The 25241-nt window shown below is 70.0% G+C and carries 22 protein-coding genes; 10 read left to right on the top strand and 12 right to left on the bottom strand.

Annotated elements, in window-relative coordinates; translation table 11 throughout:
- Positions 1-2: 2 nt before the first annotated feature.
- Together ACN28I_RS25310 and ACN28I_RS25305 are read right to left on the bottom strand one after the other, a co-directional pair.
- On the bottom strand, positions 3-1046 hold the full coding sequence (locus ACN28I_RS25310; protein ID WP_420944508.1) for a hypothetical protein: 1044 nt from the start codon (positions 1044-1046) through the stop codon (positions 3-5).
- Positions 1046-2845: a hypothetical protein gene (locus ACN28I_RS25305; protein WP_420944507.1), complete on the bottom strand. Its 1800-nt coding sequence runs from the start codon at positions 2843-2845 to the stop codon at positions 1046-1048. Before ACN28I_RS25305 ends, ACN28I_RS25310 begins: the two co-directional genes overlap by 1 nt.
- Before the next feature lie 224 nt (positions 2846-3069).
- Between ACN28I_RS25305 and ACN28I_RS25300 the strand changes: the two genes are divergently transcribed.
- Positions 3070-3474, top strand: coding sequence for a hypothetical protein (locus ACN28I_RS25300; RefSeq protein WP_420944506.1), 405 nt, complete (start codon positions 3070-3072; stop codon positions 3472-3474).
- A gap of 201 nt (positions 3475-3675) precedes the next feature.
- On the opposite strand, the gene ACN28I_RS25295 is transcribed toward ACN28I_RS25300, so the two are convergent.
- The 5 genes from ACN28I_RS25295 to ACN28I_RS25275 all read right to left on the bottom strand — a co-directional run bounded on the left by ACN28I_RS25295 (position 3676) and on the right by ACN28I_RS25275 (position 9049).
- Positions 3676-4485 (bottom strand): TlpA family protein disulfide reductase, encoded by an 810-nt coding sequence (locus ACN28I_RS25295; RefSeq protein WP_420944505.1) that lies wholly within the window; start codon positions 4483-4485, stop codon positions 3676-3678.
- 12 nt (positions 4486-4497) lie between these two features.
- Positions 4498-5640, bottom strand: coding sequence for a serine hydrolase domain-containing protein (locus ACN28I_RS25290; protein WP_420944504.1), 1143 nt, complete (start codon positions 5638-5640; stop codon positions 4498-4500).
- 42 nt (positions 5641-5682) lie between these two features.
- Complete coding sequence (locus tag ACN28I_RS25285; protein WP_420944503.1) at positions 5683-7197, bottom strand: serine/threonine protein kinase; 1515 nt, start codon at positions 7195-7197, stop codon at positions 5683-5685.
- A 102-nt stretch (positions 7198-7299) separates the two neighbouring features.
- On the bottom strand, positions 7300-8061 hold the full coding sequence (locus tag ACN28I_RS25280) for an ABC transporter permease (protein ID WP_420944502.1): 762 nt from the start codon (positions 8059-8061) through the stop codon (positions 7300-7302).
- A gap of 40 nt (positions 8062-8101) precedes the next feature.
- Entirely contained in the window at positions 8102-9049 is a 948-nt protein-coding gene (locus tag ACN28I_RS25275) for an ABC transporter ATP-binding protein (protein WP_420944501.1), read from the bottom strand.
- Between the two features lie 66 nt (positions 9050-9115).
- On the opposite strand from ACN28I_RS25275, the gene ACN28I_RS25270 reads away from it, so the two are divergent.
- From ACN28I_RS25270 to ACN28I_RS25260, 3 genes are all read left to right on the top strand, one after another.
- Positions 9116-9652, top strand: a complete 537-nt coding sequence (locus tag ACN28I_RS25270; protein WP_420944500.1) for an FHA domain-containing protein — start codon at positions 9116-9118, stop codon at positions 9650-9652.
- 243 nt (positions 9653-9895) lie between these two features.
- Complete coding sequence (gene ettA / locus ACN28I_RS25265; protein WP_420944499.1) at positions 9896-11575, top strand: energy-dependent translational throttle protein EttA; 1680 nt, start codon at positions 9896-9898, stop codon at positions 11573-11575.
- A 150-nt stretch (positions 11576-11725) separates the two neighbouring features.
- On the top strand, positions 11726-12886 hold the full coding sequence (locus ACN28I_RS25260; protein ID WP_420944498.1) for an ATP-grasp domain-containing protein: 1161 nt from the start codon (positions 11726-11728) through the stop codon (positions 12884-12886).
- Positions 12887-12890: 4 nt separating this feature from the next.
- On the opposite strand, the gene ACN28I_RS25255 is transcribed toward ACN28I_RS25260, so the two are convergent.
- A complete protein-coding gene (locus ACN28I_RS25255; protein ID WP_420944497.1) occupies positions 12891-13460 on the bottom strand; it encodes a DUF2378 family protein in 570 nt (189 codons plus the stop codon).
- 10 nt (positions 13461-13470) lie between these two features.
- Positions 13471-14244, bottom strand: a complete 774-nt coding sequence (locus ACN28I_RS25250) for an alpha/beta hydrolase (RefSeq protein WP_420944496.1) — start codon at positions 14242-14244, stop codon at positions 13471-13473.
- A gap of 166 nt (positions 14245-14410) precedes the next feature.
- Here ACN28I_RS25250 and ACN28I_RS25245 point away from each other — a divergent pair, with 166 nt between their 5' ends.
- The 6 genes from ACN28I_RS25245 (at position 14411) to ACN28I_RS25220 (ending at position 21375) form a co-directional block, all read left to right on the top strand.
- Positions 14411-16540 carry a hypothetical protein gene (locus ACN28I_RS25245; protein ID WP_420944495.1) on the top strand — a complete coding sequence of 710 codons (2130 nt, stop codon included), beginning with the start codon at positions 14411-14413 and terminating at the stop codon, positions 16538-16540.
- 187 nt (positions 16541-16727) lie between these two features.
- On the top strand, positions 16728-17750 hold the full coding sequence (locus ACN28I_RS25240) for a hypothetical protein (RefSeq protein WP_420944494.1): 1023 nt from the start codon (positions 16728-16730) through the stop codon (positions 17748-17750).
- A complete protein-coding gene (locus ACN28I_RS25235; RefSeq protein ID WP_420944493.1) occupies positions 17741-18241 on the top strand; it encodes a thermonuclease family protein in 501 nt (166 codons plus the stop codon). Before ACN28I_RS25240 ends, ACN28I_RS25235 begins: the two co-directional genes overlap by 10 nt.
- A gap of 48 nt (positions 18242-18289) precedes the next feature.
- Complete coding sequence (locus ACN28I_RS25230; protein WP_420944492.1) at positions 18290-18676, top strand: TIGR02265 family protein; 387 nt, start codon at positions 18290-18292, stop codon at positions 18674-18676.
- A complete protein-coding gene (locus tag ACN28I_RS25225) occupies positions 18633-18899 on the top strand; it encodes a TIGR02265 family protein (protein WP_420944491.1) in 267 nt (88 codons plus the stop codon). Before ACN28I_RS25230 ends, ACN28I_RS25225 begins: the two co-directional genes overlap by 44 nt.
- Positions 18900-19107: 208 nt before the next feature.
- Positions 19108-21375: a sensor histidine kinase gene (locus ACN28I_RS25220; RefSeq protein ID WP_420944490.1), complete on the top strand. Its 2268-nt coding sequence runs from the start codon at positions 19108-19110 to the stop codon at positions 21373-21375.
- A gap of 60 nt (positions 21376-21435) precedes the next feature.
- Here the strand turns inward: ACN28I_RS25220 and agmC are convergent, their stop codons facing one another.
- Genes agmC through ACN28I_RS25205 form a run of 3 tightly spaced genes read right to left on the bottom strand, consistent with a single transcriptional unit; the run spans position 21436 to position 25224 of the window.
- Positions 21436-23400 (bottom strand): adventurous gliding motility protein AgmC, encoded by a 1965-nt coding sequence (agmC, locus tag ACN28I_RS25215; RefSeq protein ID WP_420944489.1) that lies wholly within the window; start codon positions 23398-23400, stop codon positions 21436-21438.
- Positions 23397-24356 (bottom strand): OmpA family protein, encoded by a 960-nt coding sequence (locus tag ACN28I_RS25210; protein ID WP_420948712.1) that lies wholly within the window; start codon positions 24354-24356, stop codon positions 23397-23399. Before ACN28I_RS25210 ends, agmC begins: the two co-directional genes overlap by 4 nt.
- A complete protein-coding gene (locus ACN28I_RS25205) occupies positions 24310-25224 on the bottom strand; it encodes a hypothetical protein (RefSeq protein WP_420944488.1) in 915 nt (304 codons plus the stop codon). Before ACN28I_RS25205 ends, ACN28I_RS25210 begins: the two co-directional genes overlap by 47 nt.
- Positions 25225-25241: the final 17 nt, after the last annotated feature.

The following is a 25241-nucleotide window of genomic DNA, read 5'->3' as shown; positions in this document are numbered from 1 at the left end:
GCTCAGTAGGTGATCCACAGCGGGTGACGGATGAGCGACGCGCAGACGCCGATCCAGGCGAGGCGGGGGCTCTGTGCTTCCAGCGGTACATAGACCTTCTCGAACAACTCCTTGGCTTCCGCGTCCGAAGGCGGCTGTCCGAGCATGCGCAGGTAGAGCGCGCGCAGGTTCTTCTGCACGGCGTCCGGATTCTTCGCGGAGGTATCGGCGAGCGTCGCGTAGCGCAGCACCGCCGTGTTGCTCTTCTTGTCCACCGCGCGTGCACACCAGGCCTGCGACATCTGCACCAGCGTCTGCGCGGCGGAGGGGCCGAAGCCCACGTCCCGCTTGCGGTACACGAGCGAGTTGCCGCCGCCGAGCGCATCGAACCGCTCGACGCTGCGCGAGTCGGAGACGTACTCGTTCGAGATGCCGGGCGCCCAATCCCCGGGCCAGATGAAGAGCTTGCCGCCATTCACCACGTAGGGCTTGTTGCGCCAGTTGGGATCCGTGGTGCTGACGAAGTCCTCGAGCGTGAGCCCGAGCTGATCCATCAGGCTCACCACCATCTCCTCGGCGGACAGCCGGCGGACGCTGAAGGCTTCCGGGTCCGGCGCCTCCAGCCGCTCGGGGGCGGGAGGCAGGTCGCGAATCCAGGCCTCCACCTGCGCGGTGTTCAGCGTGACGTGGCCGTTGGCGACGAGCTCGTCGTAGGGCTGGCCCGGCGGCATCTGCGGGTAGCTTCCGGGAGCGGTGCCCTTGAGGAGCTGGACCAGCATGCTGTTGTCGGGGTCCCCGGGCTTCACGTACCGCTCGTCGTACACGAGCCCGTTCTCGAACGCGGTGAGCGAGGCGAAGAAGGGCTTGTTGCCGGTGAGGTGGCAGCCCTCGCACGCGGGAGCGAGCCCGAGCCGGATCTCGTCATTCCTGCTCGACGGTGCGCAGTTCTCGCCACCGTCCGTCTTCGGGCCATCGGGGCCGCCCGGTTTGTTCTCGGTGCAGGCCCCCGCGGTGAGGGCGAGGGAGAGCAGCGCGGCGGCTTTCAGCATCGAACGCAGGGTGCTCATCACAGGCCCCTCCGCAGTTCAGGTTGTTCGAAGAGGTAGCGGAGGAAGGGCCGGAGCTTGCGGTCGCGAGCGACGAACTCCTGCGCCAGTTTGTCGATGAAGCGCTTCTCGGAAGCCGGGTTCAGCTCACGGCCGATGAACATGGCGTAGAGCTTGCGCGCGGCGCAGCGGTCGAACTCACCGGAGCGCACGAGGATCTTCCCGAACCCGAGCGGCCCCATGGTGCCATCACCGTGCTGGCCGAGCAGCGTGTACGTCGCGGGCATCGTGTCGAGCAGCACCGCTTCCGGATTGGCGGCGATCTGCTCCGGGGTGACCGGGGTCAACACGGTGTTGGGAAGGAACGCGTTCCTCCACCGGAAGCCCGGGGAGGAGCCGCTGTGCGGATACTTCCCGGACAGCCACTCCTTGGTGATGCGATGACTGCCCACGCCCGGGATGAAGGGCCACGGGACGTAGTTGCTCATGAACGGGTTGAAATCCCACCGCTTGAACGAGATGGCCGCGGGATCCAGCGTCTTGTGGCAGTGCAGGCACGTTCCGCCGGTCGCGGGATCGACCTCGTAGGGAGGGAAGTGCACGTCCGCGGGAGGCGGCGAGAAGCTCTGGCAGGCGAAGATCTCCAGGAAGCGCGCGGCCCGGACGCGCTCGCGCGGGAACGAGGACATCGCGCCAATCATGGTGAGCACGCCGGCGGTGGGAAGGCCCTTGGGCGCTTCGGTGGTGAAGCGGGGATCGTAGGTGTACGAGCGGTCGAGGCTGCCGGAACGCGCCCGGCCGCTGGTGAGCGCGAGGTGGAAGGGCTCCAGATCCTCGACCACGAACTCGCGCCACGCCTGCGGATCATTCGGCGTGGGGTGCAGCGGGTCGCGAGCCGCGCCGTCCGCGTCCGGGCGCCACCACGTCGTGTTCGAGTCCAGCGCGTTGCTGCCCATCTGCCGGCCGAAGCGCACGTACAGCGCGCGCAGCCAGTTGGTGCCCACCGAGTAGTTGCCGAGGACGAGATCCGACAGCGGCCGGTCGTGCCACGCGAGGTGCGCGAACAGGCGCGCGGGTTCCTCGTACGGATGGCGCCGTTGAACGTTGAGGTCGAAGTTGCTCGCGCTGCCCAGACCGGCGAGCGGTGAGCACCACACGAGGTTCGGCCCGCAGCCGCACCCGGTGGACAGCATGGGGTCGTAGTAGCCACCGCGCGCGACGCCGCAGTCGAGCGTCTTCCCGTTGGCGTCGACGACCTGGGTGACGTTGGAGCCGGCCTTGCCGAGCACCTGGACCGTGGTTCCCGGAGCCCACCACGGCTCGACGGTGTGCACCTCGGGCACGGCGGGATTGCCGTCCGCGCCCAGGTCCTTGCACTGCCTGGAGGGGTCCGAGGCGAACTCGTTCACGTGGTAGTACGCGCCCGGGTGCAGGGTGCTCGCGGCGCACTTGTGGAGATGGCCGGCCAGGTCGCCCTGGTACGCGTCGCCGGCGGCGCCGGTGGTGTACGCGCCCACCGCGAGCCACTCGTGGCCGAAGCGCAGCATCCGCTCGTAGAACTTCGGCGAGGCGAGCGCGTCATCGAGCGTCGAGCGCAGGATGGTTTCTCGCGCTTCGGGAGTGGCCGCGGCCGCCATCGCTTCGTACTGCTCGAAGGTGGGCGTGGTCCCGGTGAGCCCGAGAATGATGCGCCGCATGAGCCGCGTGTCGCTCATCCGGTCGTTGAGAGGCTCGGCGGGTGGAGGGGCTTCTGGACCGCATTGCTGGGCGTGCGCATCGACCCCGGCCAGGCCGGAGATCGCGAACACCACGGCCAGCATGGCCGCGCTCTTCGAGTGCAAATGCCAGTGCATTGCAACAAGCTACCGAGTGAGCAGGATTCAAGGCAAAGGATTGCTTTGGAATGTTTCGTACGGGTTTCCCACCAGCCTTGGGTTCACGCGGCTGAGCGCGGCAGCCGCCAGGGCTGCTTGCTGTCCAGGAGGGCAGGGGCGGGTTGGCGGGGGCGGGGGCCGGGTGCACCTTTCGCGACAGGAGGAGTGTCATGCGTTCACGGACGACCGTACTCGCCGGGCTCACCGTGGCCACGCTCGCCCTGGGCACGGCGAGGGCCGAGGACCCCACGCCGCCGGAGCTCAAGGCCGTCCAGGAGAAGGCCACGCCCGGGGACCAGTTCACCGAGACGGACGCCGGTTCTCTCAACGGCACGGTGAAGGGAGCGACTGGCAACGTCCTCACGCTCGACGTGGGCCAGAAGGCGCCGCTGGTGCAGGTCGTCGTGAAGGACGAGGACACGGTGCCCATCCGCCAGGAGGGACAGCCGGACCCGCTCGCCTTCGAGCAGCTCCAGGAGGGCACGCGCGTGCGCACCTCCTTCCGCAACGAGGGCGGCATCCGCGTCGTGACCTCCATCGAGGTGCTCGAGCCCGCCACGGAGCCTCAGCGTTAGTGGAGTGGTCCGTGGATGTCCCCTCGCCCTCCGGGAGAGGGCTAGGGTGAGGGTGTCCGGGCCCGTTCTTCAACCCGTGGTACGCAGTGTGGGCCGGGGGTTCAACCCGGGTTCACCCGATACCCTCACCCCGTCCCTCTCCCGGAGGGCGAGGGGAAATGGTCGCGGATCAGCGCATGTGTCCAGGGGTACTCTTTCGCCTCAGCGCAGGACCTGCTCGATGTGGGCCGCGAGCGCGCTGCGGTTGAGATTGCCGGGGGACTGCGCCACCAGCCGCCCCTGGCCATCGAGCAGGGCGAGATAGGGAATGCTGTCCGGGTACGTCCCGCCGAAGTCGCTCACCGCGCGCTTGAGGCTCCCGGGAGGGTAGGGCGCGGCGCGAAGCGGCTGAAACACGGGGCGAGACCTGTGCAGGTAGCGGACGAGGTCGGACGGATCTTCATCGAGCGAGAGGCCCACCACCTCCAGGCCGCGCTCCTGGTAGTTGAGCGCCACCTGGTTCACGATGGGAAACGTCTTCCGGCAGCTCGGGCACCACGAGGCGTAGACGAAGACGAGCGTGGCCTTGTTCCCCGCGCGCGTCCGCTCCCGCAGTGAGTCCACTCCCACCGTCTCGATGCGGCCGTTGAAGGCCGGGGGCTCGCGAGGGCCCGCCTTGGCCTCCTCGGTGCTCCCCTTCATCCCCAGGGGCTCGGCGAGGTTGGCCGCCACCTTGGAGCGCAGGGCCTCCTGCTCGCCCTGGACGCGCTTCCGCTCCCGGTCGATGCGCGCGAGGAGCTGGGCCGCGGCCTCCGCATCCATGCTCTGCCCGGGCACCCGTCGTAGCTGCGCCTCGATGGCGCTCATCTCCGGGTCCACATAGGCCTGGTCCAACTTCGCCGCGGTCAGCCGGCCGAAGGCGAGATAGGCCTGGGTGTACTCCTCGGAGGGCTGCCTTTTCGTGCCGCAGGCGAGGCCCGTCATCAGCAGCAGGCACGCGAGCAGCGAACGGGAGCGGAGCGAAGGGGGCATGTCTTCTCCAGTCTAGCGCGCGTTGGGAAAGGTCTCGAAGGGCCAGGGAATCGCCCCGGGCGTCCCGAGCCACAGGTCCGCCACCCGCTGCGCGAGCCTCCACGGCTCCCCGCCCGCGCGATTCGTCAGGACGATGACCGTGAGCCGCTGCTCCGGGTACTTCACGATGGCATTGGTGAAGCCCGACGTCTCGCCGTGGTGCGACAGGCGGAGCCGTCCCCCGTCGTCATCGACGAACCAGCCGAAGCCATAGCGCGAGGAGGTGCCATCCGGCAGGGCCGGCGCCGTCCACGCGAGCCGCTGGGTGCTCTCACCCACCAGGGCGTGCGTGTCCAGCGCCCTGTCCCAGGCCACCAGCTCCTCCACGGACGAGTAGATGCCCCCATCTCCCAGCACGGCGCTGGTGGGGCTCTGGTCCCGGGGGCGGAAGCCCGTCGCGTCGGCCACGTAGCCATACGCGCGCCGGGGCACCGTGGAGATGCCCGCCTCGTGGGCCACCGTCGAGCGCAGGCCCGCCGGGGTGAAGACGCGCTCGTGCAGGAACCGGGCGAACGGCATTCCGCTGACCTGCTCCACGATGAGGGCGAGCACCGCGTAGCCGGAGTTGCTGTAGCGCACCGCCGTCCCGGGCGGGAAGTGCGTGCGCTCGGCGCGCGAGAGGAGCGCGAGCACGTCGCGGTCCTTCACCTGCACCGTCTGGGTGTCCGGGACGAAGGCCTCGTAGTCCCAGATGCCCGAGGTGTGATGGAGCAGGTGGCGGATGCGGACCTCGCTCGCGTGGGCGGGGAAGCCGGGGAGCACGTCGGCCACGCGGTCGTCGTAGCGGAGCTTGCCCTCCTCGACGAGCCGCAGGATGGCCATGGCCGTGAACTGCTTGGAGAGCGAGGCCAGGCGGTAGTGCGTCCCCGTCGTGGCGGGCGTGCGCTCCGGGAGCTCCGCCAGGCCCCAGGCGCGGCTGAGCACGGCCTTCCCCTCGTGAATCACGACGACGCTGGCGCCGGGGCCGTCCGGGCTCGCATAGGCGGCGAAGAGCGGGTCCACGGTGCGCACGTCCGGGGCCGGGAGCGTTCTGACGCTCGACGTGGCTCCGGTACACCCCGCGAGCAGGGAGAGGGCGGCGAAGAGGGCGGCGGTCGTGAGGGAGGAGTCGTTCATGCGATCCCCTCCATACCTCATACGTACCGCCTCCCGGCTTCCTCAGCGCCCCATCTTGATGTCCAGCGAGGGGTTGCGGCGCGGCGGCGTCTTCGGCTTCACCGGCTGGGGCTCCACCTGCTCGGAAGTCCCGGTCTGGGCCGAGCCCGTCTGAGCCTGTCCGTTCTGGGCCAGTCCGGCCTGGTCCGGCTCGCTCTGGGCCGGCTCGCTCCCGGCGGGCTCGCTCTGGACCGTCCCGTCCTGGACCGGCCCGGTCTGGGCCCGCCCGGTCTGGGCCCGCACCACCGGAGGGGGATCCGTCACCTGCGGGGATGCGGCCGGCTGCTGGCGCAACATGACGACCGCCGCCCCCGCGCAGACGAGCAGCGCGCCCACGCTGGCCGCCACCGCCACCTTGGGGAAGCGCCGCTTGGGCTCGGGGGCCTGTGGGATGGACAGCGTGTGCGGGCCGTTGCTCTTCGTCAGCGGACGAGGCGGCGGGACGACCGGCGTCCCCGTCCCCCCAGGCGTGGGAATCCGTGACGCGCCCATGGGCTGCTGCGAGAGCGAGCGCGCGTTGCTGCGCGACGAGTTGGACTTCGCGTCCAGGTCCGCGTCCTCGGCCAGTTGATCCAGGTTGGCCGGATCCGATTCGCGATTGATGCGCTCGGTGTACAGGTCCCTCAGGTACGCGGCCAGGTGCGCGTTGCTGGCCGGCAACCGGTACTGGAGGATGTAGTCCTCGATGGCCAGCCGGAAGGCCCCGCAGTCCGGGAAGCGCCCCTCCGGCGTGGGCGCCAGCGCCTTGAGCACCAGCTCGTCCACGCCCGGCGGCAGCTTCGGGTTGAGCTGCGAGGGCACCGGCACCTGGCAGTCGCGCACCAGCCGCAGCGTCATCAGGTCCGACTCGCCCTTGAACAGGCGCCGGCCCGTCAGCATCTCCCACAGCACCACGCCCAGGGCGAACAAGTCGCTGCGCCCGTCCACCGGCTGGCCATTGGCCTGCTCCGGCGACATGTACGGGTACTTGCCCTTGAGCACGCCGGTGGCCGTGTGCGACGCGCTGCCCGCGGCCTTGGCCACGCCGAAGTCGATGACCTTCACGCCTCCGTCGAAGCCCACCAGGATGTTCTGCGGCGACACGTCCCGGTGCACCAGATGCAGCGGCTGGCCCTGGGGGTTGCGCGCCAGGTGCGCGTAGTGCAGCCCCGCGGCCGCCTCCGCGATGATGCGCAGCACCAGCCCCACCGGCAGCGGCTTGCCCTGCGAGCGCGCGAACTTCTCCAGCCGGCGCACGTCGTCGCCCTGCACGTACTCCATGGCCAGGCAGTGCCGGCCGTCGATCTCCGTCAGTTCCAGGATGGTGATGAGGTTGGGGTGTCCCAGCCGGGCCACCAGCCGCGCCTCCTCCACGAACATCGTGAGGAAGTCATCATCCTCGGCCAGGTGCGGCAGGATGAGCTTGAGAACGACGAGTCTCTCCAGACCCGCGCCCCGCTCGAGCGCCAGGAACACCTGACCCATCCCGCCGGAGGCAATCTTGCGCAGCAGCTGGTACTTGCCAAAGGGGACGGCCATGACGCAACACGATAACCCGGCTTATGAGAATCAGCGAATGTCACGGTTGCGACATTCGGCCGCAGGGGACGGAGGGCAGGCGGGCAGCCGTGCCCCGGACACTCAGGCTTTCAGTTTGTAACCAGAACGTAACGCGGCCCACGCCAGACCTGTTGCCACCAAGGCAACAAGCACGAGGATGCCCAGGCCCAGCAGGGGGGCGAAGCCCCTGATGCCGAGCATCCCGTAACGCAGCCCCTCCACCATGTAGACCATGGGGTTGAAGAGGCTGATGTGGTTCCAGGGCGAGGGCAGCTCGCGCACCGAGTAGAAGATGCCGCCCAGGAAGGTGAGCGGAAGCATCACGAAGGTGGGGAAGAAGTTGATCTGCTCGAACTTCTCGGCCCACACGGCGGCGAGAATCCCCAGCACGCTGAAGGTGTAGGAGGACAGCAGCAGGAAGAGGAGCGTGGCGGGCGCGTGCTCCAGGTGGAAGCCGGTGAAGAAGGCGGCGACCACCCAGGTGAGCCCCCCCACCAGCAGTCCGCGCGCCATGGCCCCGCCGATGAAGCCGGCCATCAGCTCCAGCGGCCCCAGCGGCGCCACCAGCAGGTCCACCACCGTGCCCTGAATCTTGGTGATGAAGAGCGAGGAGCTGCTGTTGAGGAAGGCGTTGTTGGCCAGGCCCAGGAAGACGAGCCCCGGGACGATGAACTGCAGGTAGGGCACGCCCTCCACCTCGTGCACGCGGCCGGAGAGCGAGTAGCCGAAGACGAGGAAGTAGAGCGAGGTGCTGATGAGCGGTGAGAGGACCGTCTGGCCCGGCACGCGCATGAAGCGGCGGACTTCCTTCACCAGCAGGGACTTCATCCCAATCGTGTTCATGGTGGCGTCGTGCGAAGTCGTGGGGAGTCGGGTGGGGCGCTCAGGCGGCGCCGGGGGCGGCGGGCTTGCCGCGCAGGATGTCGATGAGGATGTCCTCCAGGCGCGAGTGGCGCGTCTCCACGTCCCCCACCGGGAAGTCCTGCGTGTAGAGGGTGCGCAGGATTTCTCCTCCGGGAGCGCAGCCCTCGCGCTCGGGATAGGTGAGGGTGCGGCCATCGGCGGACAGCGTGGCGCCCGCCTTGCGCATGGACTCGGGCAGCGGGGTGGTGACGGGCGCGGAGAAGGTGACGATGAGGCGCTTCTCGCCCAGCCGGCGCAGCAGCGCCTTCTTCTCCTCCACCAGCAGCAGCTTGCCCTCGTTGATGACGCCCACGCGGTCGGCCAGCTCCTCGGCCTCCTCCAGGTAGTGCGTGGTGAGGACGATGGTGGTGCCCTCGGAGGCCAGCTTGCGCACGTACGTCCACAAGTCCCGGCGCAGCTCCACGTCCACGCCCGCGGTGGGCTCGTCCAGGAAGACGAGCCGCGGCTTGTGCACCAGCGCCTTGGCGATGAGCAGCCGGCGCTTCATGCCGCCCGACAGCGCCCGCGTGAGCGCGTCCGCCTTGTTCTGGAGGTTGAGCGCGGTGAGCACCTCCATCACCCGCGCCTCGTCCCGCTTCTGCCCGTAGTAGCCCTGCTGGATGTAGAGCGACTCGGCCACCGAGAAGAAGGGATCGAAGTTGATCTCCTGCGGCACCAGGCCCACCTCGTAGCGCGGGCGCACCGGGTCCTCGTCCAGGTCGTGCCCGAAGACGAGAATCTTCCCGCCCGTCTTCTTCACCAGCCCGCAGACGGAGCCGATGAGCGTCGTCTTGCCGGCGCCATTGGGGCCGAGCAGGGCGAAGATCTCCCCGGGACGGATGGTGAGGTTGACGTCGGTGAGGGCCGGGAGCTTGCCGCCGTAGTTCTTGCTGAGGCCGCGGAGCTCGAGCGCGGGAGTGGAGGACATGGTGGGGGACGCCTTTACCACCCCCACGGCTTCCGGGAAGGCCCGACCGCGTTACAATGGTGCGGAATGCTGACGGTGAAGGAGTTGAGGACGCTGGCGGGACGCCTGTCGGAGCCGTTTTTCTGCCGGCAGATTGGCCCGTTCGCGCTGGTGCAGAAGCCCCCCAAGCCGGTGGTGGAGCAGATGGCGCTGCGGCTGGGGGCCCAACGCACGGTGCTGGGCAACGGCATGGGGAGCCTGGAGGCCCTCCAGGTGTCGATGCTGCTCAACTTCGACCTGCTGCAGGTGGCCACGCTGCCGCCGCTGGGCACCCAGGATGTGCTCACCGTGGGGCGGCTGCCGAGCTGCGAGCTGGTCATCAATGATCCGTCGGTGTCCAAACAACATGCGGAGCTGCGCTGGCACGGGCAGGTCTCCACCTGCCGCGTGAAGGACCTGGGGTCCACCAACGGGACCCTCCTCAACGGCCATCTCCTGGAGCCGAAGCGGGAGCACCTCGTGCAGGATGGGGACCTGCTGCGCTTCGGGGACGCGGACTTCGCCTTCTTCCTGGCCCGCTCGCTCCATCTGCGGCTGCTGCGCAGCGGTCCCTCGGGCGGATAGCCGGGGGGAGGCGCACCGGGCGTGAAGCCCCGGCTGGAGGGCAGGGGGGCCCGGGAGCGGGTGGGAGGGGAGGAGCGAGGGAGGACGCGGGGCGCGGTCCGGGCTGTTCTGGGTCCGAAGTGGCGGAACCCCGGGAAAGATGTGTCCTGAAGGTCGAGCGAGCGGCCGAGCGCCTTGCGCCCGCCGTGGCTCCTTAGTATCCGCCAGCGACCACGTCACCGAGTCGGAGGCAGAAAGAGCACGATGGCCCAGAATTTCATCTTCACCATGCAGGACCTGCGCAAGGTCAAGGGCGGCAAGGACATCCTCAAGGGGATCTACCTGTCCTTCTTCCCGGGCGCGAAGATTGGCGTCATCGGCCCCAACGGCTCGGGCAAGTCGACGCTGCTGCGCATCATGGCGGGCGTGGACACGGAGTTCTTCGGCACGGCGAAGCCGGACCCGAGCGCGCGCGTGGGCTACCTGGCGCAGGAGCCGCAGCTCGACCCCACGCTGGACGTGAAGGGGAACGTGGAGCTGGGCCTCAAGTCCATCCGCGCGCTGCTGGACCGCTTCAACGAGGTGAGCGCGAAGTTCGCCGAGCCGATGGACGACGCGCAGATGGAGAAGCTGCTGGCCGAGCAGGGCCGGCTGCAGGACGCGATCGACGCGAGCAACGGCTGGGAGCTGGACCGCACCCTGGAGATGGCCATGGACGCGCTGCGTCTGCCGCCGGGGGACGCGGACGTGTCCAAGCTGTCCGGTGGTGAGAAGCGCCGCGTGGCGCTGTGCCGGATTCTCCTGGAGAAGCCGGACCTGCTGCTGCTGGACGAGCCCACCAACCACCTGGACGCCGAGAGCGTGGCGTGGCTGGAGCAGGCCCTGAAGGAGTACAAGGGCACCATCGTCTGCATCACGCACGACCGCTACTTCCTCGACAACGCGGCCGAGTGGATTCTGGAGCTGGACCGCGGCGAGGGAGTGCCCTGGAAGGGCAACTACTCGAGCTGGCTGGAGCAGAAGCAGAAGCGGCTGGAGCTGGAGGAGAAGTCGGAGAGCGCCCGGCAGAAGACGCTCAAGCGCGAGCTGGAGTGGGTGCGTGCGTCGCCCAAGGCGCGTCAGGCCAAGAGCAAGGCGCGTATCGCGGCGTACGAGGATCTGCTCAACCAGACGCAGGAGAAGCGCGACGCGACGGGCGAGGTGACGATTCCGCCCGGGCCGCCGCTGCGCGGGCTGGTGGTGGAGGCCCGGGGGCTGCGCAAGGCCTTCGGGGACCGGCTGCTCATCGACGATCTGAACTTCAAGCTGCCGCCGGGTGGCATCGTGGGCGTGATCGGCCCCAACGGCGCGGGCAAGACGACGCTGTTCCGGATGCTCACGGGCGTGGAGAAGCCGGACGCGGGCGAGCTGCGCATCGGCGAGGCCGTGAAGATGGCGTACGTGGACCAGAGCCGCGACGCGCTGAACGGTGACAAGAGCGTCTTCGAGGAAGTGAGCGGCGGGCTGGACTACATCGACCTGGGCCGTGCGGGGCAGATGCCGAGCCGCGCGTACCTGGCGGGCTTCGCGTTCAAGGGACAGGACCAGCAGAAGCGGGTGAAGGACCTGTCGGGCGGCGAGCGCAACCGGGTGCACCTGGCGAAGATGCTCAAGAGTGGCGGCAACCTGCTGCTGCTGGACGAGCCCACCAACGACCTGGACGTGGAGACGCTGCGGAGCCTGGAGGACGCGCTGCTGAGCTTCGCGGGTTGCGCGGTGGTCATCAGCCACGACCGCTGGTTCCTGGACCGCATCGCCACGCACATCCTGGCGTTCGAGGGAGACAGCCGGGCGTTCTTCTTCGAAGGCAACTTCGAGGACTACGAGGCGGACAAGAAGAAGCGCCTCGGGCCCGAGGCGCTGGAGCCGCACCGCATCCGCTACCGTCCGCTCACCAAGAGCTGAGCGCACAGTGAACCCATCCCTCTCCCACTTCCCACTGGGAGAGGGGATTTCACTCCGGGTCCCACCCCGAAGTGGGCCCGGGAAGTGGGCGGCGCCCCGGGTCGCGCTATGGTGCCATGCCGCGCAGGAGACCGCGCCCGAGCCCGTCCCATGAACGTCGTCTTCATCTCGCCCCACTTCCCTCAGCAGTTCTTCCACTTCGTCGCCGCCCTGCGCGAGCGCGGCGTCAACGTCCTGGGCATCGGCGATACCCCCTACGACTCGCTCAGCCATGAGCTGCGTGAGTCCCTCTCCGAGTACTTCTTCACCCCCAACCTCAACGACTACGACGCCCTCCTGCGCGCCACCGGCTACCTCACCTGGCGCCATGGCCGCATCGATCGCATCGACTCGCTCAACGAGACCTGGCTCGAGGTCGAGTCCCGCCTCCGCGAGGACTTCCACGTCCCCGGTCTCCTTCCCTCCGACATCGCCCGCCTGCGCACCAAGATGGGCATGCACGATGTCTTCAAGAAGGCCGGCGTCCCCCACCCCAGTTGCATCCCCGTCAAGGACGCCGCCGGCGTGAAGGCCTTCGCCCAGAGCGTCGGCTACCCGCTCGTCCTCAAGCCCGACGTCGGCGTCGGCGCCGCCCGCACCTTCAAGGTCTCCTCCGACGCCGAGGTCGATGCCGCCCTCCAGGAGCCCCTCTCCAATTACGTCGCCCAGGCCTTCGTGCGCGGCGCCATCGTCACCTACGACGGCATCGTGGACCGCGAGGGAAAGATCATCTTCCGCCTCAGCCACGAGTACAGCGACGGCGTCATGGAAGTCGTCCTCGAACAGCGCAACATCTCCTTCTGGAGCCTCAAGGAGATTCCTCCCGCCCTCGAGTCGCTCGGACAGCGCGCCGTGGCCGCGCTCGGCCTGCGCGAGCGCTGGTTCCACCTCGAGTTCTTCCGCCTCTCCGATGGCAGCTACGTCGCCCTCGAGGCCAACCTGCGTCCGCCCGGCGGCTTCATGACGGACCAGATGAACTACACCTGTGACATGGACGTCTACCGCCTCTGGGCCCGCGTCCTCACCGGCGATGACCTGCGCGACTTCCGCTACACGCCCAAATACCACGTGTGCCACGTCGCCCGGCGCGCCTCCCGCCGCTACCGCTACTCCCACGCGGAGCTCGTGGCGAAGCTCGGCGATGCCCTCCTGCTCCACCGCGAGCTGCCCGCCGTCTACCACAACGCCATGGGCACCGAGATGTACCTCACCCGCCACGAGAGCCTCGCCGCCACCCAGGAGTCCGTGCGCCTCATCCAGGCCACCGTCTGACGCCTCAGCGCTCGCTCCAGCCCAGCAGGTACACCGTGCCCTCCCCCTCCCGGCGCACGATGGCCGCGTGGGGCTCCGCCGCGCCGCTGGCCCTCAGGAAGCTCACGAAGAGGGCCTCGGCGTAACCCGGCGCGTCCAGCACCGAGTTCATCCACATCTCCCAGTGGCCGGGCCCCAGCTCCTCGAGCCGCACCTCGGTGTAGTTGTCCGAGGTGCGCAGCGCATGCACCATCTGCTGCACCGTGCGCTTGGGCCCGAGCAGCCTCAACAGCCGCATCATCGCCCGCCCCACCAGCGTCCGCCCGAAGCCCTCCACGTGGTGCGCCGCGAGCTGACGGAAGCCCTCCTCGCGCGGCAGGCCCGGGTACACCTCCTCCAGGATGATCTGCAGGCAGTGCCCCCACTGCGTCACCGGGTAGGCCGGCAGCAGCGGTCGGTCCAGGTCCAGCCCCACCTGCCGCAGCCGCTCGCGCAGCCGCGGCGTCACGCGCTCACCGACTCCGTGGCGCAGCAGGCCCTCCACCACCTGGACGAAGACCCTCCGGTCCTCCAGCCTGACCTCGCGGGGCTTCAACCGGACCTCGTCACCCCAGCAGCCAGTTCATCGCCATCGGGAGCCGCCGCTGCCACGCCGGCTCGTGGTGCAGCCCCTCCTCCTCCAGCACCAGCGCCAGCTCGTGGTCCGCGTACCCGAGCCGCTTGAGGTGGATGTAGAAGTCGCGCGTGGCCTCACCGTAGGGCAGCGGCACGCCGCCCGGGTTGATCCACTCGTGCGTCCCGGCGTCCAGGTAGATGCGCGACCAGCGCCGGCTGTGGGCCTTCCAGTGCTGGAAGAGCTTGTACTCGCTCCACATCACCGAGGGCGACAGCGCTCCGATACGGCCGAACACCTCGGGGTACTTCCAGCCGAGGTACAGCGACATCAGCCCGCCCAGCGACGAGCCCATGACGGCCGTCCACTCGGAGCCCTGGCGCGTGCGGTAGGTGCCATCCACGTAGGGCTTGAGCGTCTCGACGATGAAGCGCGCGTACGTCTGGCCCCGGGCGCTCACCTTGGCGCGCGACTCGTCCCAGGGCGAGTACTCCTCCAGCCGCCCGGGACCCGAGTCGATGCCCACGATGATCCACGGCTCGGCCCGGCCCTGGCCCACCATCTGCTCCAGGGCGAGGTTGGCACACCACGTGTCGAAGACGGCGGACTCGTGGTGGGCGAAGACGTTCTGCCCATCGTGCATGTAGAGGACGGGGAACCGGTGGTGGGGGGCCTGGTCGTACCCGTCCGGCGTGTAGATGCGCACGGTGCGGGGGAAGCCCTCCTGCGGGGAGGCGAAGTCTCGGATGATGTGCACGTGACCCATGGGGCGCCGGTGAAAGGCCAGATGGAACGATAGATGGCCCCGCGCTCCCGGCCAACCCTCTCGGAGACGGAACCGCGACGCCGCCAGTGTGGGCAGGCGTCGGCCCCGGTCCGCGGCCTGGACGGGCGTTTCCGGCCCGGGACACCTCGGAGGTCGCCTCCCCGAGGTGTCCTCGTTGGTCTCCTTCGTGCAGTGCGCCGGCCGCGTGAAAGCCGCCTGCCTGCCCGCCCTGCTGACGACCTGGATGCTGCTCGCCGCCTCGGGGGCGCGGGCCGAGCCGTCCACGGCCGGGCTCTCCATCGCCGACGAGGCGGACCTCCGCGCGCTGCATGAGGACGGGCTCCTCCCAGCGGAGGATTTCGAGACCCTGCGGGAGTTGCTGCGCACCGGAGTGGAGGTGCGCACGGCCTCCCGTGAGGCGCTGTACGCGCTGCCGGGCCTCACCTGGGCCCAGGTGGATGCGCTGCTCGCGTACCGGGCCCGGGTGGAGGGGGACTTCGCGCCGGAGGCGCTCGTGGAGGCCGGGGTGCTCACCGCGGAGCAGCTGCGGCAGGTGCGGCCCTTCCTCTCCGGAGCGGCGCGCGGGACGAGGGACTTCTCCGGGCGCCTGCGCCTGCTGACGGCGTATGGGGCGGCGGATGCGCTGGTGCCCCCGGTGCTGTTGCAGGCCCAGGCCGAGGGACCCCTGGGCCTGAAGGGCGGAGCCGTGGCCTCGCTCACGCGGCGGCGCCTGGACAGGGTGGGCTATGCGCCACGCCGCCGCGCGCTGGTGGCCGGGCTCCCCGGCGTGGCGCCTCGGCTGCCGAAGTTCCACGTGCGTTGGGAGGGCGAGCACGCCTCGGTGCTGGTGGGGACGTACCGGCTGGGCTTCGGGCAGCGGCTCACCCTGGACACCACGGGCCGCCCGGCACCGGATGGCTTCGTGCCCGACGAGGCGTTCCACGTGCCTGGGGCTCCCGAGCGGCGCTGCATGCTGACAGGCACGGGGGCCTGCCCGGCGGAGGGACCCCAGGGGCGCGTCACTCCGGACTTCGGTTGGACGGAGGGCTTTCGCGGCGTCGCCGCCACCGTGCACGGGGAGGTGGAGGGCGTGGCGCTGGCGTTCACGGGCTTCGGCTCGCACCAGTCGCGCGACCTCTCGCAGTACGAATTGTTCGACACGAGGACGCGCAAGACGCCGGACGTGCTCGCCGTGCTTCCCGGGCAGTCGCTGCCGGGCGCCGTGCGCTTCGTCTCGCGCACCCTGCCGGACGTCTTCCACGAGCTGGCCGGAGGCGGCCATGCCACCGTGGGGCTCTCCCCGAGGGCCCGCCTGGGCCTGACGGGGTGGGGCGCCTGGCCGGTGTGGGCCGTGGAGGGCGTGGTGCTCGACGTCCAACCGCACTCGCGTTTCCCCGCAGGCGGGGGCTATGGCGCGGTGGGCGCCGACGCCACGTGGGGCGCCGGGCCGGTGGACCTCTCCTTCGAGGGCGCGCGGAGCTTCTCGGGCCCCGCTGGAGTGGGGGGCGGCTTCGGTGCCGTCCAGCGCACCGTGCTCGGAGACCGGAGACGCGAGCTGGAGCTGACGCTGCGCTACTACGGGCGCGAATTCGACAACCCCTACAGCCGCGCCGTCTCCGGCCCCGACGAGTCCGAGGGACTGCGCGCGAGCAACGAGCTGGGCGTCCGGCTGCGCTACCTCCACCAGACGGAGGACGGCGCGTGGCGCATGACGGGGAAGGTGGACGCGTGGACGCAGCCTCCCGGGAGCGAGGCCTCCGGCACCCTTCACCTGGGCGCCTCCGCCCGGGTGGACTACGTGGGCGTGCCGGAGCTTCAGCCCTCGGTGTGGGTGGAGCATCGCAACAAGGACCTCGGCCAGAACGGGCCCGGGCTGTGTTTCGAGGGAGACGCGCTCTGTGCCGGTGAGCAGTACCGCGTCACGGGCCGTGTGCGGCTCGATGCCACCGAGAGCCTGAGGGTGGCCGCGCAGTACCAGCACACCCTGGTGGGCAGCCGTCAGCGCCCCGGCAGCTTCCAGCAGGACGGCCGGGCCTCGTTGGAAGTCCTCGTGCGGCCACTGCCCTCGCTGCGCCTGCACGGGCGCGCGAGCTGGCGGGACGAGGACCTCTCGGAGAACACCCGGCTCACGCAGACGCTGCGCACCTCGCTGGAGGTGGTCTGGGCCGCCCTCCCCGAGCTGGGCATGCGGGCCCGGTACGAGCTCGCGTTGGACCTGAAGTCACCCGTGGGGGCGCGCTCGCCCCCGGAGCTTCCGCAACACCTCTTCCGGCTGGAGCTGGAGAGCCATTTCTAGATGGAGCCGACCTTGGAGCGAGCCGTTCCCCTTCGTTGTCTTGCCGTGGCCCTGGTGCTCGTGTGTGGCGCCTGTGGCCTTTCCCCCGGTGACGCGGCGCCCGCCTGTGAAGGGTGGAGGCCCGGAGACGTCGTCCTCACCGAGGCTCCTGCCGGACCCCGAGGGGACGGACACCGGGCAGGAGTGGATGGAGCTCCACAACCCTGGCCGTTCGGCGGTGGACCTGCGCGGGCTGCTGCTCTACGTGGCGCGCCCCGATGGTTCGCAGGAGCGGGCCTACCTCGTCGAGGCGTCCGTGCCGATGGCGCCGAGGGGCCATGTGGTGCTCGGCGACGTGCGCTCCGACGCACTGCCCGCCCATGTGAATCACTCGTACAGCGACATCCTGGGCTCGCTGGGCAATTCGGGTGGGCTCGTCGGCCTGCGCTGTGGCGACGTCGTCGTCGATGAAGTGCGCTACACCGGTCCCCTCCGCTCGGGCGTGGCGCGCATCTACGACGGGCGGCTCGTCCCGGATGCGGTCGACAACGATGACCCGAGCCGCTGGTGTGATGCGCCTGCCCCCACGCTGGACGGTGGCATGAGGGCGAGCCCCGGTGCCGCGAACCCGGCCTGCCCGGGCGCGGATGGGGGAGTGTCCGCGGATGGGGGCGTGCCCGCGGGCTCGTGTCTGTCTTCCCGCACGGGGACGCTGCGGAGCCTGTCGCGTCCGCGTCCGGGGGACCTGGTCATCACCGAGGTCATGGCCGATCCCAAGGCCGTGGCGGATGCCCAGGGGGAGTGGGTGGAGGTGTATGCCCTGCGTGACGTGGACCTCAATGGCGTGATGCTCGCGAACGAGGGCAGTGGCCGGACCCTGCTCGGTGATTCGCGGTGTCTGGAATTGAGGGCGGGTACGCATGGCGTGCTCGCGCGGAGCGCCGATGCCACGCTCAATGGGGAGCTGCCTCCGGTCCTGGGGACGTTCGCGTTCGGCCTGAGCAACAGCCAGGAGCCGCATGCGCTCCGGTTGTCCCTGGACGAGACGGTGCTCGATGCGGTGGCTTGGACGAGCGCCGCGACTCCGGGCGTCTCCCGGCAGCTCGACCCGGCGCGCAAGGACGCCACGCGCAACGACGCGCCGGACAGCTTCTGTCAGACGCCCAAGGACTTCCGCTTCGGTCTGGGAGATTGGGGCACCCCGGGCGCGGAGAACCGTCCATGCACCTGAGGAAGGGCTGGCGGATGCTGTGCGTGGTGCTCGGGCTGGGGCTCGTCGTGCTGTGCGCGTGCGGCTCGGAGTCCTCCTGTGGCCCGGGCGCCGGCGTGGTGTCGAGGGTGGTGGATGGGGACACCCTCGTGCTGGAGAGCGGCGAGCGCGTGCGCTACCTGCTCGTGGACACGCCGGAGAGCACGGGCGGCAAGCACGAGTGCTTCGGAGCGGAGGCCCGGGACTTCAACCGCTCGCTCGTCGAGGGGCGCCATGTGCGGCTGGAGTACGGCGAGGCGTGTACCGATCGCTACGGGCGGCTGCTCGCGTATGTGACGGTGGACGGGCGCGAGGTGAACGCGCTGCTCGCGGAGCGTGGGTACGCCTGCGTCCTCTACGTGTCTCCGGCGGGCAGATCGCGGCGCTCGGAGTTCGAGGCCCTCGAGTCCTCGGCCCGGCGTGCCGGGCGCGGAATGTGGGGCCAGTGTTCCGTCGTGCCGTGCACACGCTGAGGGAGGAGTAGACGGCTGGGGGGTGGGCGCCCATGGTAGGCACCGGACATGGCCCCGAATCAGGATGCCGCGGACCTGGGTTCTCCGCGGGAGCTGGAGCAGCGGTTGACGCTGATTCCTCCCGGCGACACCGTACGGGGCTATTTCTTCAACTGCGCCCTGGAGCAGCTTCGTCTTCACGTGAATGACGAGGCGGTGCGGCGCTGGGTCGAGGCGAGCGGCCTGGAGGCGCCCACGTCCTTCTTCAAGTATCCGATGAGCACCCTGCTGCGGTTGCTCTACCACGTGGGGTGGGCCATGCAGGACTCCTCGGGAAGCTTCGAGGAGTCCCTGCGACAGCTCGGGCGGCGGACGGCGAAGGAGTTCCTGCGGAAGCTCGGTGGGCAGGACGATGTTGTTGCTGTCCGGAAGGCACCTGCGGCTGCTGGCCGATAGTCTGCCCACCGCCTACCGCACGGGCTGGGAGCACGGGCATGGCTCGGTGACGTGGACCGGCGTCAAGCACTGCCTGGTGTCCATCCACGGCAATGTCGTCCCCTACCCGTACTTCGAAGCGGTGTTCCTGGAGGTGTTCCAGGCCGCGGGCGCAGCCAACTTGAAGGTGAAGGGCTGGCAGGTGGGACCCGCTGACACGCGCTACACGCTCTCCTGGGATTGAGCCCCTGCCGCTGGACAGAGGATGAACGCACGATGAACGCAGGTTGAACGAGTGGCGGAGGGTGCCAGCGCCCCTCCCCAATCCCTTGGGGGAGGACGATCCCTCGTGCGGATGCCCGCTCCACATGGAAGCGTGGCCTTCACCCGGTGCGCTCGTCAGAAAACCCGCCTCCGCCTTGTTGAGGGGGGTCCCACCTGGGTCCCCTCTCATGGCCTTTTCGCTCTCCCCCTCCGCTCCTTCCCTCGCCCGGGCCACGCTCTTCAAGATGGGCGTGCGCGTCGCCGTCGTGATCGCGCTGGCCACCCTCTTCAGCTACCTCCACCTGCTTCAGCTCCTGCGCGACGAAGCCGTCGAGCAGCTGGAGCGCCATGTCACCGAGCGCAGCCAGCGTGAGCAGGCCGTCTTCGTCCTGGCCGAGGACAACCACGCCGTGCTCAAGAAGGCGCTGGAGCAGCGCATCCAGGCGTGGAACCAGCTGGATCCGGACCCTCGCTTCGACAGCCTGTTCATGCGGATGCCCGATGGCACGTTCCGCAACCGCCTCGAGTCTTTCGACGGCACGCGGATGGTGGGTGTCTTCGTCCCCCCGGGGGTGAACCTCGATGCCGGGCTGCGCCGCCGCATCCTGGCCGCGTACGACGTGGTGGCCCAGTACGGGCCCGCCTTCGCGACCCGCTTCATCAACACGTACATCACCCTGGCCGAGGGCCCCGTCCTCCTGTTGTGGCCGGGCCGCCCCAACTGGAGCCACGAGGTTCCGGCGGACTACGCCTCCCTCGAGTACGAGTACTACGCCATCAGCCTTCCCTCGCGGAACCCCGAGCGGCGCACGGCCTGGAGCGGCATCTTCCAGGAGCACGCCTCGCGGAGCTGGATGGTCACGGTGGCCACCCCGCTGGACCTGGACGGCCAGCATGTCGCGTCGTTCCACCATGACGTCCTGCTCGATGAGCTGATGGAGCGCTCCATCAAGCACCACCCACCCCACGCCTACAACCTGCTCGTCCGCGATGACGGCCAGCTCATCGCTCATCCCGAGCTGGTGCTGGAGGGAGCCACCGCCCCCTACAACATCCTGGGCTCCCCGGATGCGACGGGGAAGGAGGTCCCCGCGCGGCTCTCGTCCGAAACGCGGCAGGCGCACCTGCGCCCCCTCTTCGAGCGGGTGAAGAACCGGAAGCCGGACGAGGTCATCCTGGAACTCGCCGAGTCGGGCGAGTACCTCGCCGTGGCCCGGCTGCGGGGGCCGGAGTGGAACTTCGTCACCGTGCTGCCCAAGGGCGTGGTGTCCGCGGCGGCCTTCCAGGCGGCGCGCTATGTGCTGTTCTTCGGCCTGGTGTCGCTGCTGGTGGAGCTGGCCATCATGTACTGGGTGCTCCGGCAGGAGATCGCCCGGCCGCTGCTGGAGTTCACCCAGGCCGCCCACCGCGTGTCGGCCGGTGACTTCCAGGTGGGCCTGGACACCTCGCGCCAGGATGAGCTGGGGCAACTGGCGGGCGCCTTCCGGACGATGTCCGACCAGGTCCATCAGCGCGAGGATCAGTTGCGAGAGGCCAACGAGAAGTTGGAGCAGCGTGTCGAGGAGCGCACCCGGGAGCTGAAGGACGTGCACCAGCAACTGGTGCAGACGGCCCGGCAGGCGGGCATGGCGGAGATCGCCACCAACGTGCTGCACAACGTGGGCAATGTGCTCAACAGCGTCTACACCTCGGCGCAGGTGGCCCGGGAGCGGTTGGGCGAAATGCGGCTGGAGCAGGTGGGCCGCGTGGCCGGATTGCTCACCGAGCGCCAGGGAGACCTAACCGCCTACCTCACCGAGGACACGCGCGGGCGCAACCTGATGCCCTTCCTGAATCAGCTGGGACAGAACCTCGTCGATGAGCGCAAGGCGCTCCTGCTCCTGCTCGACGACGTGGGCCGGTACACCGAGCACATTGGCGACATCGTCAAGGTGCAGCAGACCCATGCGCGCACGCCCCGGCTCAACGAGCCCGTGTCCCTCGCGGGACTGGTGGCCGACGCCTTGCGCATCAACTCGGCCGCGCTCATCCGCCACCAGGTGAAGGAGGAGCGGCACCTGGCCCTCTTCCCGCCCGTGCTCACCGACAAGCACAAGGTGCTGATGATCCTCGTCAACCTCATCAGCAACGCCAAATACGCCATGGATCACATGCCCGTGGAGCAGCGGCGCCTGTGCGTGAAGCTCGAGCGCGCCGACACGGAGCGCGTCCGCATCGAGGTCACCGACAGCGGCGTGGGCATTGCTCCCGAGATGCTCACGCGCATCTTCCGCTACGGCTTCACCACCCGCCCGGACGGGCACGGCTTCGGGCTGCACTCCAGCGCGCTGGCGGCCCAGGAGCTGGGCGGCTCGTTGCAGGTGCACAGCGATGGGCCCGGAAAGGGCGCCACGTTCACGCTGGAGCTGCCCTATCAATCCGCCGAGGAGCCTGGGACGGCCACCGGGAGTCCGTAGCTCCCGGTGGCACCGTGGAGGTCTCCTCTCCCGGAGGGAGAGGGCGCACCGGACACGCCATCAACCGCGGCGCCGGCGGCGGGCCAGCGCGGTGAACGTGCCCAGGCCCAGCAGCACCAGCGAGGCGTCTCCCCCCGTGGCCGAGCAGCCACTGCCCAGCAGCGCGAGGTCCGCTCCCGTGACGCGGAAGGTCCGCGTGGCCGGGCTCTCGTCCACGTTGCCCGCGGCATCACGCGCCCGCACCTGCAGGGTGTACGCCCCCTCGGCCAGCTCGCTGAGCGTGACGGGTGACGGGCACGGGGTGAATTCAGCACCATTCAGGCTGCACTCGTAGGTGACTCCCGGTTCCGTCGAGCTGAGCTCGAACGCCGGGTTGCGCTCCTGGGTGAAGCCCGACGGGCCCGAGACGATGCTGGTGTCGGGCGCCCCGGTGTCCACGGTGAAGGTGTTGATCGCGCTCCGGAGACTGCGCGCCGCCAGCACCTCCGAGACGGCCTGCACCGTGTGCGCACCGTCGGACAGGTCCGTGGTGGGGGTGAAGGTGTAGTTGCCGCCGGCGTCGGACGTCACCCGGCCGGCCTCGATGCCATCGATGTAGAGGATGATTTCGGCTTCCGCGGGCAGGGCCTCTCCGGTGATGGGGGGACGGCGGTTGTTGGTGATGCTGCCGTTGGGCGGCGTGACGATCGTGGGGGGCTCGGGCACGACGAAGCCGCCCGGCAGCACGGTGGGGTCGACGCCCTGGCCCGGCTGGGCTCCGTAGGACGGCTCCGACGCCTCCAACTGGACGCCGGCCGTCGCGCCATTCGCGCTGATGGGGCAGGTGCCTCCCTCGGCCTGGAACAGCACCCGCCCACCGCCACCGCCACCGCCCGGGCCCACCCGGAGGGTGTTGACGTTGCCGCCGATGCCACCCGTGACGGAGATCGCCGCGCAGTCGGCCGTCCTGACGAAGCGCAGGTAGATGGCACCACCCGCGCCACCTCCACTGCCTCCATCCGAGGCCGAGGCATTGGCCGAGCCACCCGAGGCGGTGATGATGCCCGACCCCGTGAGCTGACTGGCCCGGATGAAGATGGCGCCACCTCCACGCCCTCCCGGCACGCCCGTGGCCCCGGAGCCATGACCGGCCCCGCCACCACCGCCGAACGTCAGTTGGGTCAAGGGAGGGTAGGTGAGCGCCGCGCCGCCGAGCCCCCCCACATCCCTTCCTCCGTCGGTCGCAGCCGAGCGCCCGCCCTGGCCGCCCACCCCGCCATGGCCACCGCCTCCGCCGCCCGACTTGAAGCAGGTACCGCCGCCCGCGCCATTGGCCACGTTGCCGCGCCCGGTCTGGGTGGGGCCGTAACGCGTATTGACGATGCCCTCGCCCTTCTGCGCGCCCGAGGGAGCGGGCTGCTCCGCTCCCGAGCAGCCCGTCGCCCCGGTGGTATCACTGACGTACTGGCCTCCGCGAAACCCGAGGGCGCTGGCGTTGATCAATCCGTTGTTGTTCACCGTGCCATTGGCCAGGAACGCGACGATGCCTCCCGTGCTCCCATTCCAGGCCGGGGCCGTGATGACGCCGGCGGCGGTGATGGTGACGTTGGTGTACTCGGGCACCCGGATGACCTGGGTCACGTTCGCCGCGTACGCCCGGATGAGGGGGGCCGTGAGCTCCAGCGCCGACGCCGTCACCGAGGTCACCCGCGCGAGCTCCCAGTGCCCCTCCGGACGGGTGCTGATGTCCGGGGTGGACGGCGTGTCGAGGCCCGCCGTCTGGTACACCATCACCAGATCATCGGCGGCGAAGCAGGTGGGGGAGCCGGTACACGCTCCGATGGGGATGGAGGTGTTGCCCACGGCCAGTGAGGCCGTCACGGGGGCATAGCTGTTGATGAAGGTATCCGCCGCCGACACCGCGAGCGCCAGATTGCGTCCCGAGCCCACGCCGAACGAGTCGGCCTCGGCCAGGGCCGCGCTCGAGCCGAGGGCCAGCACGCACAGGGCGGCCGCGAGCCACGTCTTCATGAATGGAGTCTTCATTCGTTTCCGGGGGTGACGATGGTGAACGCCACGCGGCGGTTGGCCGCGCGGCCCTTGGCGGTCTTGTTGGACATGAGCGGCCGGTCCGGCCCGAAGCCCCTCGCCTCCAGGCGCTCGGCCTCCACGCCCTTCTTCACGAGGTAGTCCTTCACCGACTGCGCCCGCGCCAGCGACAGCCGGCGGTTGGCGTCCGCGTCGCCCACGTTATCGGAGTGGCCCTCGATGATGATCTTCTCGATCTCCGGGTGCTGCTGGATGACCCGGGCGACCTGGTCCAGCATCCGGAAGGAGCGCTTCTGGATGAGGGCCCTGCCGGTGGCGAAGAACACCGACTGCTTGATCTCCAACTGGCCCTTCTGGATGGCCACGAGCTGCTCGTCCTTCTCCGGGCAACCGTGGTTGGTGGCCTCGCCCTTCTCCTTGGGGCAGTTGTCCAGGTGGTCCGCCACGCTGTCGCCGTCGTTGTCCTTCGCCGGGCAGCCGCGCAGCTCCACCAGCCCCGCCTCCTGGGGGCAGTTGTCCCGGTCATCCACGACGCCGTCCCCATCCGTGTCCTTCACCGGGCAGCCCTGACGCGCGGCCGGGCCCGCCTCGCGGGGGCACTTGTCCGCGGCGTCCAGCACGCCATCCCCGTCCCTGTCCTTCGTCGGGCAGCCCCCCGTCTCGAGCGCGCCCGGGTCCTGGGGGCACTTGTCCGCGGCGTCCACGATGCCATCGCCGTCCGAGTCCTTCCCCTTCACCTCGCCCGCGCACCCCAGGTTCCCGGCCGGGCCCGCCTCCCGGGGACACCGGTCCACCGCGTCGTCGACGCCGTCCCCATCCGTGTCCTTCTCCGGGCAGCCCTGGCGCGCGGCCGGGCCCGCCTCCGTGGGGCACGTGTCCTCGTCGTTCCTCACCCCGTCGCCGTCGTCATCCCGCGCGGTGGGCTCCGGCTCCTCGGCCCCTCCCAGGGCCACGCCGAGCAGCACGCGGAAGGAGGGGGTGCCCGGCGTGTCTCCGAAGCCGGGCCCTCCCAGCGCATAGGCCTCCGCGAGGCTTCCCAGCGGCAGCCGGACGCCGGCCAGCAGCTCCAAGGAGCCCGGCTGGCGGGTGAGCGGCACGGTGCCCCGCACGTTCAGCTTCTCCGCGCAGCCCGCTGCCCGTGGTGGCCAGCACCGCGCCCAGGCGCACCTCGTTGCCCACCTCGTCCTGGACGTTCTGGTCCGCGATGAGGGCCACGGTGGGCCGCACCAGCGCCCCCGCCTCCACACCCGCGCGCAACAGGCCGAAGCGCCGGCCCACCATCACCTTGGGCGAGAAGCGGAAGGTGCTGTCGCGCGCGATCGCCGCCTCGCTCCCCACCGGAAGGCCCACGCCCAGCTCGACGGCCAGGTCCACCGGCGCCTCCCGCCGCTGCGAGAGCAACCCCACCCGCACGTGCGCCGAGGGCGTGGACAGGCCCGTGCTGGCCGGCGCCGCGAGGCCCCGGGCGCCGAGGTCATCCCCGCGCTGCCACACCACCAGGGGCAGTTGCGCGCCCAGCTCCAGCCACCGCATGGGCGCCCAGGCCACCAGCAGGTGCGCCGTGGCCCGGTGCCCCACCAGCGCGCCCACCGGATTCCCATCCGCGTACAAAACGAGTGGGTCCTTCTCGTAGTGCCCCAGCAGCGAGAGGCGGAAGCCGCCCGAGGGCAGCAGCTCACCGGTCCCCATCACCAGCGAGCCCCGGCCGTTGGGGTTCAACTCCAGACGCTCCAGCTCGAAGCTGGGCAGGCCCTCGGGCTGGGCGAGCGCGGCCGAGGCGAGCAACAGGGTGGCGACGGCGGTCAGACGCACGTGACTCATGGGCCCTCCGTATCAAC

This window comes from Archangium gephyra (assembly GCF_049060025.1).
GTDB lineage: Bacteria > Myxococcota > Myxococcia > Myxococcales > Myxococcaceae > Archangium > Archangium gephyra_A.
This window is presented reverse-complemented; position numbering and strand designations above follow the sequence as displayed.